The following is a 13,666-nucleotide window of genomic DNA, read 5'->3' as shown; positions in this document are numbered from 1 at the left end:
GTGCTCCGCTCCACGGCTTGCGGTCCATGGATGCAGGTGTGCTAAGTTCGGTGAAAGGGCCTATGCACGAGGCGATCCCGCAGAAAAGGCGAACTGAGCGGCAGTTTACATTCGCCTCCAACGCTCTTGCCTTCAACTGAAAGTCGACGTGACAAAGAACTGTCCATTGCCTTACGCTTGGTCCCGAGCTGACCTGCTGGCAGCCGGCCTGGTAGCGACCTTCGTCGGAATCCTGGGGCTCTGGCCGCATCTGCAATTCGCCGGAGAGATTGGCGAGTTTCGATATTTTCAGGGTGCCTATGACGAGGACACTTATGTTCTGAGCTGGTTGCTGGGAACGCTGAGGTCGACGCGCGCGCTGTCCGGCTTTGCGCTCGTTACCATCTATCGCATCTGCGCATCCTCACTGGACGCGACGCTGGCCGCATCGGATTTCGTCTTTCCATTCCTTGCGAGCTGCGCAGCATATTTCGCTGTCAGTCAGGTGGTATCCCGCCGATCCGCAAGGATTTTGGCGGCCCTGATGCTCGTTTTCGCGAATGATCTGTTTTCTCTGGGCAATCTGATTCTTTGGACATCGGGCCAGTTCAATATTTCGCGGTTTTCCCAGATCGTAGGGTTGGTTCACCCCAAGCTTGTCCCGTCCTATGAGACGAGCTTTCTCGCAGTTTTCAGGACGCCGGAGCCGCAGGTGAGCTTTGTGCTCATGTTCCTGACTCTCGGGCTTCTCGCGCGATTCGCCGTCGTCATCGGAATTCGAGAACGGGCAGCTCTTGCGGCAGCGGTCATCACCATCGCTCTGCTTCCGATCGGGTACACCTTCGTGACGCTTCCGGTGGCGGCTATTGCCGGCGGATTCCTGCTGGTGCAGGGGTATTTCCGGCAGATCTCGGCGATCCCGATTGCAGTCGGGCTGCTGGGAGCCGCATTGGTGTCGCTCAGCGCCGTTTATTGGGATCACAATGGCGGTCAGACAACGACGGGGATGCTCGCCGGCCTTACCTACCCAACGCGTCTGCCGATCATAACGCCTGCCGTCATCGGCAGCCTCACCTTCAGCGTCGCCTTTGGTATCTGGATGATCTTGCGAGGATGCAGGGAGCCATTGGCGTTCCTGGCCTTCGGTTGTCTGGTGATGCCCCTGGTGTTGAGCAATCAGCAGATCGTAACCGGAGTGATGTTCAGTGCGAGGGATTGGGAACGCACGGTCAGCTATCCGGTACTTCTGTTCGGCGTTGTCACGGCCCTTTCCGTCACGGCGCCGTCCTACACCACGCGCCTGTCGATTCCTGCACCGGTGTTGTGGATATGTTCGGCCCTCATTGCTGTCGTCGTTGTGCAGGCGGAGAAGACCTCGTTCTTGGCATGGCGGGCCAACAACCTGGAGTCCATCGCCATTCTCCGCGCATTGCAGGCTGTCGACGCCAATACCGCGAGCCAGGCGAGCCTGGTACTGGATAACGCGGGCATTGCGCCGATGCTGCAGGTCAGAACGAACAACCGTTACAACGTCGTTCTGACTTTCTACCGGGTTGCCATGGACTTCATTCCGAACATGGCGCCGGAGGCCAAGAGCGCCGATCCCAGCCGTTACGAGAATGAGCTCTTCGAGCACTGGTTCCGAACAGATGCGAGCCCCGAGATGGCAGAGAAGTTGCTGGGCGCAGAAATCCAGCAACGGGCTGGACCAAATCTGAGCTACCTGTTCAGCTTTCGCGATGCATGGTATCCGGCAAGCGACAACCGCAAGGTGCGTCAGGCAGAACTCGAGCAAAGTGTCGCTCCTATCATCGAACGCTATCGGGGTTATCTCTCGTCTCCTGCACGGTGCAAGGTTTTTGAACGTCCCGCACTGCTGGTGCGAACGCGACCGCCGCGCGAGATCACGCCTGGGCCGCGTATCGACAATCAGTACGTTGCGGAAGGCAGCGCGGGAGGCGTTACCGCCTACGTCTATCGTCAAAGCAGCCGTGAGCCAGAGTGCGGCGCTAGTCACGACTAATATTCCGAACGGAGAGGGCCGGATCGTTGCGCGAGCTTATTGAACGACTGGATCGCATTCAGGTCGTGCTGCTTTTGGCGGCTCTGGTGCTATTTTCCGTTCCGAGCTTTGTTCTTTCCTTGAGCAAGGCCGGCAAGCTCGAGCATTCCTGGTCCTCCGCCGCCGTTTGGGTGAAAAGCGCCGATTGCGCGCGAACAACGAAGGCCATCCTGGCGATTTGTCAGGGAGACCGTCTCTTACCTATCGCGGACGTCTCAGCCGGTGACGATCCGGGGCTGCCTCTTGTTTTGGATCTCTATGCGGCCCTCAGCGGTGCGGTCGTAACCGACACTGACGTTTCGCGAGTGAATACCATCTTGAACTATATCGGGATTGTAAGTCTGGCAGGTCTGCTTTTTCGTCTGCGTTTGCCGTTTCTCTCGTTTCTCGTCCTGACAGTCGGAACCGTGATTGCCAATATACTTCATTCGCTTGGGCCGCATCCAGGGCACCTTGGTGTCGCCTGTCTGGTCGCATTGCTGCCGTTGGCGATTCTCGGAATTTCAGCCAGCGGCCCGTCGCGCTCAAGTTGGTGGCTATGGATGATCGCCGGTCTGTTTGGTCTCGCTGTCGGAATGGTCTTCCGCGAGGCGATCGGGCTTATGGCGGTTTTGATTGCGCTTCTTGCCCTTGGCGTCAGTTTTTTTTGTTCTCTCATGAAGATGCGGCTTGTGGGGCTGGCCCACCTCGCCGTTGCCACTGCAACAGTTCTGACGATCTGGGCGCCTTACTCCATCCTTCGCGCTCGCGATGCTGTCTTCGATATCGCGCCGTCCAGCCGGATGGAGCAGCACGGGGCGTGGCACAATCTGTATATCGGGCTGGGGGTCGTCGAGAACCCGTTCGGAATCGTGTGGAACGATGACGACGGAATACGAGCCGTCAAGGAGGCAAGCCCCACAACGATCTATCTGTCGACTGAATATTATTCGATACTGAAGCGCAAATATTTCGAAATTGTCCTTCACCACCCGATCGAAGTGGCCGCGATCTATCTGAAGAAGGTGATGAAGGCGCTCGCCACCTATAATATGATCTACCTCCTCATAGTCGTCTCTGCAGTCTTCGCTTGGGCGCGGCGGTCACTTGTGCGCACCTCTCCAGGCTGGTCGCCCTACGACGCAGTATTCGCCGTGAGCGCCGTATTTGTTGCCGCCTTTCTCGGGCAAGCGGGCCTTTTTCATTACACGGAACTCTATCTTGCTCCGGTCAAGATTTTTCTTCTCTTGCTGTCTGGCGTCGCGTTTGAGCTTCTTTTGGCTCTAGCAAGAGCCGGCCAATGCCTCCCGGCGAGCCGGCCAGGCTAGACAGTAATGAAAATTCTTCTGGTGTCACCGATTTCGCCATACCGAACCGAGCTTGATCCAGTCTAATGCAATCGTTGGAAACCCGGTCCTTCAAGCATCAATGCATGATTCGAAGGTACCGAATCTTCGCCTGAGCCCTCCAACAGCTTGCCGGGGCGAGTTCCATCTCGTCAGCGGACACCCCAAGCTTCCATCTTTTGGTAGTAAAATATTACCGCGACGACCATGCTTCATTGTTTGCAGGGCTACCGAACTGCGTTCGAGGGGTCACGTACCAAAGCAAGAACAGAAGCCAGAGGCCGTGGGTCAGCGTCAGTGTCGAGAATGGTACGTTCGTAATGACCTGTGGCATGATAGCCGCAGATATCAGGATGAAACGGGTCGACAGGCCTGCCGAGAGCCGGTTGCCCAAGCCGATGACCAACCCGCAGGCGAACGTCGCGAGTGGGGCTGCCCAAAGACCGACGGATGCGATCCCCTCCGTGGCAAACAGGGAAGCGTTGAGAAAGCCTAGGGGGTAGTTGCTGTTCATCTCCACGGAGAGTGGTTGTTTCAGTGCGCAGGCTATGAAGGGCTTCACTAGCCAAATCTGGCAGAAATGGGTCAGTTCGTGCTGGGCGAAGTACTCGTTGTAGACATCCATGGCCACCGACGGAACGGCCAGCATTCGAGCATTAACGATATCGAAATAGCGCCTAATCGGTTCACCGATTGTGCTGATGAGAAGCACGCCTATCAGAACCGGCAGAAACAGGGACATGATCGTCGCGACCCGTCCGCGCAACATCGAAAGCAGCGTCATGCAAAGCAGCCATGCTGGCGTGAACAGCGCGATTTTGCTCAGTGTGCTCGGATAAAATGAGATCGAGATGGCCAGTATCGCCACTGCCAGCCAGTATCTGCGTCGCAGAGCGAAGCATGCGTAGGCGAACGGCAGTAGCACGGTCATGGTCGACGAAATGGCGTAGTTCAGTGCGGTGGGAAATTGCAACTCGCTGCGATATCGGTAGATGTCCTTGATCGCGACGACGCGGAAGCCGTATGTGGCCGCTGCTATCGACGTCGCGAGACAGAACGCGACGATGACGTAGAGGATGCGTTCGAAGCTGCGCTCCGAGATCTCGATGGGGCGGCCGATCCAGGAAGTGATGAGCAGGGCAGGCAGCAGGAAGGTCAGGCAAGACAAGCCCGCGGAGATACCTGCAGCGACATGATCGTACTGAAGCTTCGAGAACGAGTTCAGCCAGAGAAAGCCGGCCACCATGGTGAATAGGTAGAACCCGCAGAGATAACCGAAGCTGAAGCGCGCAAACACGAAGAGCGGTGCAATAAGGCAGAAGATCGCGGTCGCCGCTATCGCGTTTGCGAGGCCCGCAGGGTCGTACATCACATATTCCGATCGATAGAACGGATACGACATGCGAAGTGAGGCGGCGCAGATGACGAGATGAAGACTGATCAGGAGTGCGAGCAGCAGCGGCTGCTTTGGCTCCCGATCGAACAAGGCTGCAAGCCCGCGATGCACGACATTGACGGACTTGGCCATTACTCCTGATCTCACTTGAACAACCCCCAACACCGTACCCTGAGAACAGGTGTAGTTCAACGCACAGAGGTGGATCAAGCTGGTCTGCTCAAGGCGTCGACAGCAGCCGCACAAAGTTGCTGATACTCAGCGGGGATCGCGGCGGTCGTGACCTGCCAAGCAGCATGGCTTATTTAGTTGGTCCCGGCGCGCATCACGATGTCCGAGCAATAGCGGGTAGACTCGAGCGCTTGCGTCCAGCTGCTCGTTCGACAGGTTGATATGGCGTCCCGCCCGCACCAACTATGGTGTGAGGCAGCCGTTCAAGGAGCGCTCTCGCGCGTGGGATGCTCAAGATGTCGTCCCAATGCCCCCGTTCAACGCTTCTCGCAGCACTTCTCAGCGGCCCGGGTGCCCGGCAAGCACACGGACGGCATTGGTGGCGCTTTGGCGGGCCGACGAGGTTGCTATATTCTGTCGCGGTACGCGGGCCGGATGGCAGCCAGTCGTTCAATCCAGTCTTCGGAGTTCCGGCAAAGTCGCGGGAACTAAATGCCCTTGCACTGCGGCGCGCGAACCGCAGACTCCCTGGGAGCTGGTCTTGACGCTGTATTGCTTGTATAGCCTGACCCCAAATGTCCAACCCATCCACGAAACTGATGCGTCCTGACCTCTCCGCAAGACCCAAGCTGATCGTCATGAGCTTCCATCCCGTGACGAGATCGTTTGCCGATCGAATCACGGAGGTCTGCGGACCGGTGGACAGCTACTATGACGCGGCGAACCTGCGCAAATTGTCGCCCGTCGCCGCGCTTCGGCAATTGCGCAGTCTCCGTGCCGAAAAGCTGGTCATCGCTCTGGAAAGCGAGGTCTCGACGGCGCTGATTGCGCCGCTCTCGATCGCGGCTTCATTGACCCGGGTAGGCTCACTTGCGGTTGTCTGGCCCGATTTGCGGGTCGAGGCTCTCGGGCGGCTTGGCGGGCTGCAGAACTTGCTGCAGCTCGGCGTTGACACACTATCGTCCCGCCGTGCTCTTGCCCGGCGTTTGCGCGAGGGAGAGGCGATGAGACGGTTGCCAATGCCCCGTCAGGTCCCACCCAGCCGCGGTGCGCGGATTCTCTATCTCGATGCCAACATCTCGCTTGGTGCGGCCGTCGGCGGCTCGGTCGGTCACACGGCGGGCGTCATCGGAGGATTTCTCGACAACGCCTTCGAGGTGGATTACGCAAGTCTCAAGTCGCTGCCTACGCATCGCGCGGGCGCGCGCTGGCTGAAGCTGCAGCCCGATTCGCTGCTTGCGATGCCGGCAGAGCTGAATTTCTATCCGTATGCGGAGGCGATTGGGAAGACGATAGCTCCGCTGCATAGCTCCAATCCATGGTCGTTCATCTATCAACGATTTTCTCTGCACGATTTCACCGGGCCTTACCTGGGGCGCCGCTTGAACGTCCCGGTCGTCGTCGAATTCAACGGGTCCGAGGCCTGGGCGTCCGCGAATTGGGGGACGCGGCTTCGCCTGCACGGGGCCGCAGAGAGGGCGGAATCAGTCGCGCTGGAAGCTGCGGATTTGATCGTCACCGTTTCGGATGAGCTGGGGGATGAACTGACGCGGAGAGGAATTCCCGATAGCAGGATTCTCGTCTATCCCAACTGTGTCGATCCGGCCGCCTTTGATTCCACGAGATTCTCGGCGGACGATCTCGCCGAGCTGAAGCGGCACCATGGCATCCCGAAAGATGCGCTGGTCGCTGGGTTCATCGGAACGTTCGGGCAGTGGCACGGCATCGAGTTTCTCGCCGAATGCATCAGTGACCTCGCGCGCAACGATGCCGCATGGCTCGAGCGGAGCAAGTTGCATTTCATGCTGGTGGGCGACGGTCTGAAGATGCCCGAGGTGCGTCGGCTGGTCGGACCACCCGAGGTTGCACGCTTTGTCACGCTGACCGGCCTGGTGGCGCAACCGGAGGCGCCCCGATATCTGGCCTGCGCGGACCTGCTGCTCTCGCCTCACGCGCCGAACGCGGACGGCTCCGGATTCTTCGGATCGCCGACCAAATTGTTCGAGTATATGGCGATGGAAAAGCCGATCGTCGCGTCGGCGCTCGGCCAGATCGAGGATGTCATCGCCGGACGCGGCGCCACGCGGCTGGGGGCGTTGCCGGCGGGGGCGGGGGCGCCTTGCGGATTCCTTTACGAGCCGGGCAATGCGCAGGCCTTCAAGGACACGTTGCGGCGGGTCGTGGACGACATGCCGGCGGCAGCCGGGGTGGCGAGGACGGCCCGCGTCGAGGTCCTGAATCGCTATACCTGGAAGCGGCATGTCGATGCTATTCTCGCCGCGATGGCCCGTAACGGGTTGCTCGCGCGCCGGCCGGATCGCGACGCGGCATGATCTCGTCTCCGAACCAAGGGGATTGTTCTGAATGTGCGGAATAGTGGGTTTGCTATCCTACGGCGACGCCGGCAGGGTCGATCGTAGCGTCGTGGACCGTATGCGCGACGCGATGGCGCATCGCGGGCCGGACGGCGGAGACGGCTGGGTTTCGGACGACCGCAGAATCGGGCTCGGCCACCGCCGTCTCTCGATCGTCGACCTCAACGTCGCCGCGACGCAGCCGATGCGCAACGAGGACGGCGCCGTCATCATCACCTTCAACGGTGAAATCTACAATCACGCCAAGCTCAGGCCCGAGCTCGTCGCCCGCGGGCACAAGTTTCGCACCGATCACAGCGACACCGAGGTGCTGGTCCACGGCTACGAGGAGTGGGGACTCGACGGCCTGCTCGAGCGGATCGAAGGCGATTACGCGTTCGGGATCTGGGACGAGCGCAAGGGGCTGCTGTCGCTGGCGCGGGACCGCATCGGCGTCAAGCCGCTCTATTTCGCCCGGATCAAGGGGTGCTTCGCCTTCGCCTCGGAGATGAAGGCGCTGGTCGAGCATCCCGACTTCGTGCGCGAGATCGACACCGCCGCGATGTATCATTACCTGTCGTTCCTGACGACGCCGGCGCCGCTGACGATGATGCGCGGCATCTACAAGCTGCCGGCCGGATGCAGCATGACGATCGATCGTTCCGGCAAGGCGACGATTTCGCGATACTGGGACGCGGTGCCCGGACGCGGCATCGACCCGGGCGAGACCGCCAATCTTTCGGCGGCTGCGCTCGAGGAGTTCTACGTCAGCGGCATTCGCGACCGGCTCCGCGCCAGCGTGGAGAAGCGGATGATGTCGGACGTGCCGATGGGCGTGTTCCTGTCGGGAGGCGTCGATTCATCCACCAACGTGGCGTTGATGAGCGAATTCTCCAGCCGCCCGGTCGAGACCTTCACGATCGGATTCAGCGACTACAAGCATCTGAACGAATACGAGCAGGCCAATCAGATCGCGCGTCAGTTCGGCACCAATCATCATGAGATTGGGATCAGCAAGAAGGACATGATCAACTACCTGCCGCAGATGTTGCACTCGCAGGACGAGCCGATCGCCGACTGGGTCTGCATCCCGCTCTATTTCGTCTCCAAGCTCGCGCACGACAACGGCATGAAGGTGGTCCAGGTCGGCGAAGGCTCGGACGAGCAGTTTTGCGGCTATTCGGGCTACATGACGTACCTGAAGATGTATCACAAATACTGGGCGCCATTCCGCAAGTACCTGCCGCAGCCGGCGCAGCGCCTGGCGGCGGGCACCGCCAATCTGCTTTCGGGGATTCATCCGAAGCTGCCGGTCTATGCCGACGTCATCGATCGCGCGGCCCGAAGCCGCGAGCATTTCTGGTCCGGTGCGATGGTGTTCCCCGACCTGATGAAGAGCCAACTCGTTGAATCCGCCGCCATCGCAGCCGCCAACGACGATCACCCGGATGCGGCGGGGTTGCTCGATCCCGAATATCTGAAGCTCGACAGCTTCAACATCGTCCGCAGTTTCATGGATCCTCTGGATGCCAAGTTTCCCAACCTTGATCCGCTGACGCGCATGATCCACAGCGAGTTTAGGCTGCGCTTGCCCGAGCTGCTGCTGATGCGGGTCGACAAGATCGGCATGTCGGAATCGCTGGAAGCGCGCGTCCCCTTCCTCGACCACAAGCTCGTCGAGTTCTCGATGGACATTCCCGAGGAATGGAAGACCAAGGGTGGCGAGCCGAAATATCTTCTGAAGAAGGCCGTCGAGGGCCTGATCCCCGACAACATCATCTATCGGAAGAAGATGGGCTTCGGCGCACCGATGAGTGACTGGATGCGCAGCGATTTCGGCCGTGCGGTCCGGACGTCGGTGTTCTCTTCCGGGTTGATGCGGCGCGGCTTCCTGAATGCCTCCTATATTGAGAAGCTGTTCGACTGGCACTTCACGGGGCGGACCGATACCAGCCTGTATCTCTGGGCGATCTACAATCTGACCGCCTGGTATGATCTGTGGATCGATCGCAAGGCAGTCGATACGTCGCAGTTGTCCGATGCGGTTGCTTGACGCGGCGCGCCGCGCCAGGAGGATTCTCGGCAAATCTCCGGCCTACGTTGCCAGCCGCGCCTGGCAGGAGGGGGAGCGCGAGCTCGACCGCTGGCTTGCGCCGATGCGGGAGCGAAGCCTCTCACGCGGGCGGCTGCTTGCGATGGCGCGGGCCTCCTCCATTGATGAATTGTGGACACGGCTGCGCCAGCGCCCGTATCCGGCCTGGACTTCGGCGATGGATCCCACCGCGCTCGACCGCGTCGAGCCCGGCGAGAGCGCGCGGATTCGCGACGCCGCCCGCCTTGCTTGCGCACGAACGGTCGACCTGCTTGGGACTGGACCGGTCGTGCTCGGCAGTCCGATCGACTGGGCCCGCGATTACCGGGTGGCGATGGGGTGGCCGGGAGGCTTCGCGCGATCGATCGATTACGTGAACCGCGATCGTCCCAGCGACGTCAAGGTGCCCTGGGAGATTTCGCGGTTGCAATGGCTGATCCCGGCGGGACAGGCCTACCTTCTGGACGCCGACGAGCAATATGCCGTCGCCGCCCGCGATATCCTGCAGGAGTGGATAGACGGCAATCCGCTCGGCTACACTGTGAACTGGTCCTGCACGATGGAAGCCGCGATGCGGCTCTTTGCCTGGACTTGGCTGTTTCATGTCTTCGCGAACAGCCCCTCGTGGCGCGACGAGGACTTTCGTGCGAAGTTTCTGGCCTGCCTTTACCTCCACGGCGACTTCACGCTCAGGCACATCGAGAAAGCAGATGTCAACGGCAACCACTACACCGCGGATCTTGCTGGCCTGGTGATGGCCGGCCATTTTTTCGGCGACGTTGGGAATGCCGGTCGCTGGCAGGATGTCGGCTGGCGCGGGCTGCAAGAGGAAATCGAAAAGCAGGTCTTCGCCGACGGGGTCGATTTCGAGGCGTCGGTGCCCTATCACCGGCTGGTCTGCGAGCTCTTCCTGTGGCCGGCACTGTTCCGCAAGGCCTGTGGCGCCAGCCTGTCGGACAGTTACGTCCAGCGGCTGCGCGCGATGGCGCGATTTGCCGCGGCCTATTCGCGTCGCGACGGCACCAGCCCGCTATGGGGCGATGCCGACGACGCAAGAGCCCTGCCATTCGGCGGACAGAAACTAGGCGACCATCGCTATCTGGTCAGCCTGATCGTGCTCGCATTCGGCGATACCGATCTGGTGGCGCAAGCAGAGGGGCCTCGCTCCGAACTCGTCTGGGTGGTCGGGCCCGAACGAGCGGCATCATTCGCGCCAGCCGCTCGCTCGCCGGCGTCGTCCATGGCCTTCCCGGACGGCGGTGCCTACGTCATGCGCGCCGGGGATCATCACGTGTTCATCGATTGCGGCCCGGTTGGCCTCGCCGGCCGTGGCGGCCACGGACACAACGACGCGCTGTCGTTCGAAGCCTGGCTCGCCGGCGTGCCAGTCGTCATCGACCGCGGCTCGTTCGTCTATACGGCCTCGTTCGAGAAGCGAAACGAGTTTCGTTCGACCTCGTCCCACAACACGCCGGGACTCGATGGTGCGGAGATGAACCGCTTCGATCCTGGCAATCTCTGGAACCTCCAGAACGATGCGCAGGCCGAATGCACGACCTGGCGGACCGGCGACGAGCAGGACCTGTTTGCGGGCAGGCACCAGGGCTACCGACGCCTCGGCGTCGACGTTACGCGCGAAATCAGCCTTGACAGGCGATCGGGCCGGCTTGAGATCGTCGATACCATTGATGGCCAGGGCGAGCACGAGATCGCCGTACCCTTGCATCTGGCGCCTTCCGTCAGTGTCGACCGCAGCGGAGCTGCGATCCGCCTTTCCTCAGCGGGACGCCTGTTCTCCCTGTCGGCATCCGATGACGGCTGGGAACTGACGATCGAGCCCACGTCGATCTCGCCGAGCTACGGCGTTGTCGAGCCGTCCCACCGGCTGGTGTGGCGGAGGCAGGGAGCCTTGCCGGCGAAGCTGGCGGTAACGATCCAGCCGGACGGGAACGATACCTCGTGCCCTCCCTGATCCATACCTACGCCGAGATGCTGCTGGCGCGAGGCCTCGCAATCCTCGGCTCGTTCGGTGTGGCGATCATGACCGCTCGCATGCTCGGTCCCGTCGAGCGCGGGCGCTATTACTACATCGTGACGCTTGCCGCGATTGCCCTGCAGATTGCCTCCCTCGGCATCCAGTCGAGCAACACCTATCTGATTGCGCGGACACCGTCGCTACTCGCGCAGGCCATGGCCAACTCGCTGTGGCTTGCGGTCCTGGCCGGTCTTGCGGCCGCGGGGGGCGTCCTCGCATTCGATCTGGCGATCGGCGGTCTCGAGCAGAGCTTCATGTTCGTCGCCATCGTGATGGCTCTGACACCGTCGCTGCTCCTGTTCCTCTATCTGTCCAACATCGCGGTCGCTCTCAATCGCCCCCGGACGTTCAACGGTCTGATCATCCTCAATGGTGTCGCTGCCATCGGTGCGGCGCTGTTTGCCTCCTGGCTTGCTCCGCAACTCGGGGGATTTCTCGTTGCTGCGGTCGTCGCATCGTTCGTCGCCTGCATCGTCGCCTGGGCTGTCCTGGCGAAGGGCGTCGACATTCCGTGGCGTTTCGACTTCGGGCTGTTCCGGGACGGTATCGCATTTGCGCTGCGGGCTCATGTCGCTACTCTGCTGGGATTCGTCATGGGTCGCATGAGCGTCATGGTGCTCAGGGAATTCGGCGAGTTTGCGGATATCGGTTACTGGTCGATCGCGGCACAGATTGCCGACGCGTTGCTGATCCTGCCCTCGACGATCGGCCTTCTGCTGTTTCCCGCGCTCGTGCGTGCCAGAGGTCCGGCGCGCATGCAGCAGTACAAAGTCGCGCTGCTACAGATCACCTTGCTGATGGCGCTGGTCTGCATGGCCAGCGCCGTGGTGGCGAACCCGATCGTCACGATCATTTTCGGGAAAGCGTACGAGCCGGCCGTGGCCATCATTCTCCCGCTGCTTCCCGGTGTATTCTTCATCGGCGTCGCCTCCGCAGCCTCCCAGTTTCTGTCGGCGAGCGGATTTCCCTGGTCGCAGGTCATGGCCTGGCTCTGCGGGGCGAGCCTGCAGGCCGTGCTCTCGGTTGCGCTGTTCGGACAGTTCGGTGCCGTTGGTCTGGCGTGGATTCAGAGCGCGAGTGCCGGATTCGTCTGTGTCTGGCTGCTTCTCAACAGCTTCAGGTCTGGCCTTTCTGCCGATCCCTGACGCAACGATTTGACGCGGAGCACGTCGTCGCCGTCCTGCTTTCCGGATGACCTGCAAAGCAGGCGCCCCACTCCGACGGGAGCCGCGCCGCGAGCAACCTAGTCCGACGGACGGATCGCTTCGATCATGAGATAGAGGCCAAGCTGGCGCGCAACAGCAAGCAGGAGCTTTCGCGGCCAAAGGCGCCGGGCGATCGACAGCAGACTTCCGCGATGACGCTGGCCCGTTGCGCCGGAGAGCAAGTCACCCGGGCTCAGCTCGACCTGCATCTTGGCCACCCGCAAGCCGCTGGCTTCGACGATCGCGGCTGTCTCCCTTGTCGAGTAGGCCTTGGTGCCGGGGCTCTCAAGATGGTTCGCATAGATCGAGGCAAGGCTCGACGACAAGCGTCCATAGCGAAGCCAGAGCATGAGGCCGACGATCGACCATTTGTGGTAGATCATGATCCGCGCGGTGCCCCCGGGCTTCAGCACCCGTGCAACTTCCTTGAACGCCTGCGTTGTATCGGCGCTGTGGTGCAGAACGCCCCAGCTGTAGACGATATCAAACGTCGCATCCGGAAAGGGAAGCCGTTCGCCGTCGGCCACCTGGAGCTCGGACTCAAGGTGGGCGAGGGCGAGACGTTCGCGTGTCAGGTCGACGGCGCGCGGGGTCAAGTCGATGCCGCAAAGGCGAGCGGGCCCGCTGCGCGCCCATTGTTCATGGTCCGCACCCATGCCAACGCCGATTTCGAGCACGGCTTGCTGGTGCCCCTCTTCGAAGCGGGCGAAGGGCTTGATGAAGGGCTCGAGCTCGTACCTCGTCTCGCGCTGGCTGGAGAAGCGCTTTGAAGCGTCGACGCCGACGGCATAGGCGGTCTCGCCGCAGGCCGCCTCGTTCCAGAAATCGCGGACAACTCGATTGTTCATGGGAGCGCTCTCATCATGGCGCAACTGTATCCCCGCCACGAGCCTGGCACAAGAAAGGCCACCAGCGACCTGCTGGCTTGGCGGAGTTCCGAAGCCTCCGCGCCGGCAGCCCCGGGGACCGTCGGCCTTCGAGATCGATCGGTAAGCCACAGGCGCGCTGTCTCCCGCCGGCCGCGCTATTGAACTCGGCGCCGGAAAT

The 13,666-nt window shown here is 61.2% G+C and carries 8 protein-coding genes; 6 read left to right on the top strand and 2 right to left on the bottom strand.

Annotated elements, in window-relative coordinates; genetic code table 11:
- The first annotated feature begins 148 nt into the window (after positions 1-148).
- Together QRQ56_RS22655 and QRQ56_RS22650 are read left to right on the top strand one after the other, a co-directional pair.
- A complete protein-coding gene (locus QRQ56_RS22655) occupies positions 149-2,002 on the top strand; it encodes a hypothetical protein (protein WP_438743064.1) in 1,854 nt (617 codons plus the stop codon).
- A gap of 26 nt (positions 2,003-2,028) precedes the next feature.
- Positions 2,029-3,348: a hypothetical protein gene (locus tag QRQ56_RS22650; RefSeq protein ID WP_438743063.1), complete on the top strand. Its 1,320-nt coding sequence runs from the start codon at positions 2,029-2,031 to the stop codon at positions 3,346-3,348.
- Positions 3,349-3,559: 211 nt separating this feature from the next.
- On the opposite strand, the gene QRQ56_RS22645 is transcribed toward QRQ56_RS22650, so the two are convergent.
- Positions 3,560-4,894 carry a hypothetical protein gene (locus tag QRQ56_RS22645; RefSeq protein WP_438743061.1) on the bottom strand — a complete coding sequence of 445 codons (1,335 nt, stop codon included), beginning with the start codon at positions 4,892-4,894 and terminating at the stop codon, positions 3,560-3,562.
- Between the two features lie 638 nt (positions 4,895-5,532).
- Between QRQ56_RS22645 and QRQ56_RS22640 the strand changes: the two genes are divergently transcribed.
- From QRQ56_RS22640 to QRQ56_RS22625, 4 genes are read left to right on the top strand one after another with little or no spacing between them, the layout of a single operon-like run.
- The gene (locus QRQ56_RS22640; RefSeq protein WP_438743060.1) at positions 5,533-7,266 is read left to right on the top strand and encodes a glycosyltransferase; all 1,734 of its coding nucleotides are present in this window, start codon (positions 5,533-5,535) and stop codon (positions 7,264-7,266) included.
- A gap of 31 nt (positions 7,267-7,297) precedes the next feature.
- Positions 7,298-9,340: an asparagine synthase (glutamine-hydrolyzing) gene (gene asnB, locus QRQ56_RS22635; RefSeq protein WP_438743058.1), complete on the top strand. Its 2,043-nt coding sequence runs from the start codon at positions 7,298-7,300 to the stop codon at positions 9,338-9,340.
- The gene (locus QRQ56_RS22630; RefSeq protein ID WP_438743056.1) at positions 9,333-11,351 is read left to right on the top strand and encodes a heparinase II/III domain-containing protein; all 2,019 of its coding nucleotides are present in this window, start codon (positions 9,333-9,335) and stop codon (positions 11,349-11,351) included. The genes asnB and QRQ56_RS22630 overlap by 8 nt, the downstream gene beginning before the upstream one ends.
- Positions 11,339-12,559 (top strand): oligosaccharide flippase family protein, encoded by a 1,221-nt coding sequence (locus QRQ56_RS22625; RefSeq protein ID WP_438743054.1) that lies wholly within the window; start codon positions 11,339-11,341, stop codon positions 12,557-12,559. Before QRQ56_RS22630 ends, QRQ56_RS22625 begins: the two co-directional genes overlap by 13 nt.
- A gap of 98 nt (positions 12,560-12,657) precedes the next feature.
- Here QRQ56_RS22625 and QRQ56_RS22620 read toward each other — a convergent pair whose 3' ends face one another.
- Complete coding sequence (locus tag QRQ56_RS22620; protein WP_438743053.1) at positions 12,658-13,617, bottom strand: class I SAM-dependent methyltransferase; 960 nt, start codon at positions 13,615-13,617, stop codon at positions 12,658-12,660.
- Between the last annotated feature and the right edge of the window lie 49 nt (positions 13,618-13,666).

Origin of the sequence: Bradyrhizobium sp. U531 (assembly GCF_051710265.1) — a bacterium.
Taxonomy (GTDB): Bacteria; Pseudomonadota; Alphaproteobacteria; order Rhizobiales; family Xanthobacteraceae; genus Bradyrhizobium.
Note: the sequence above shows the minus strand (reverse complement) of the source record. Positions and strands in the feature narration are given on the sequence as shown.

Coding starts and splice junctions, on each gene's coding strand:
- QRQ56_RS22645 (WP_438743061.1), bottom strand. CDS start 4,894: ATGGCCAAGTCCGTCAATGTCGTGCATCGCGGGCTTGCAGCCTTGTTC.
- QRQ56_RS22640 (WP_438743060.1), top strand. CDS start 5,533: ATGCGTCCTGACCTCTCCGCAAGACCCAAGCTGATCGTCATGAGCTTC.
- asnB (WP_438743058.1), top strand. CDS start 7,298: ATGTGCGGAATAGTGGGTTTGCTATCCTACGGCGACGCCGGCAGGGTC.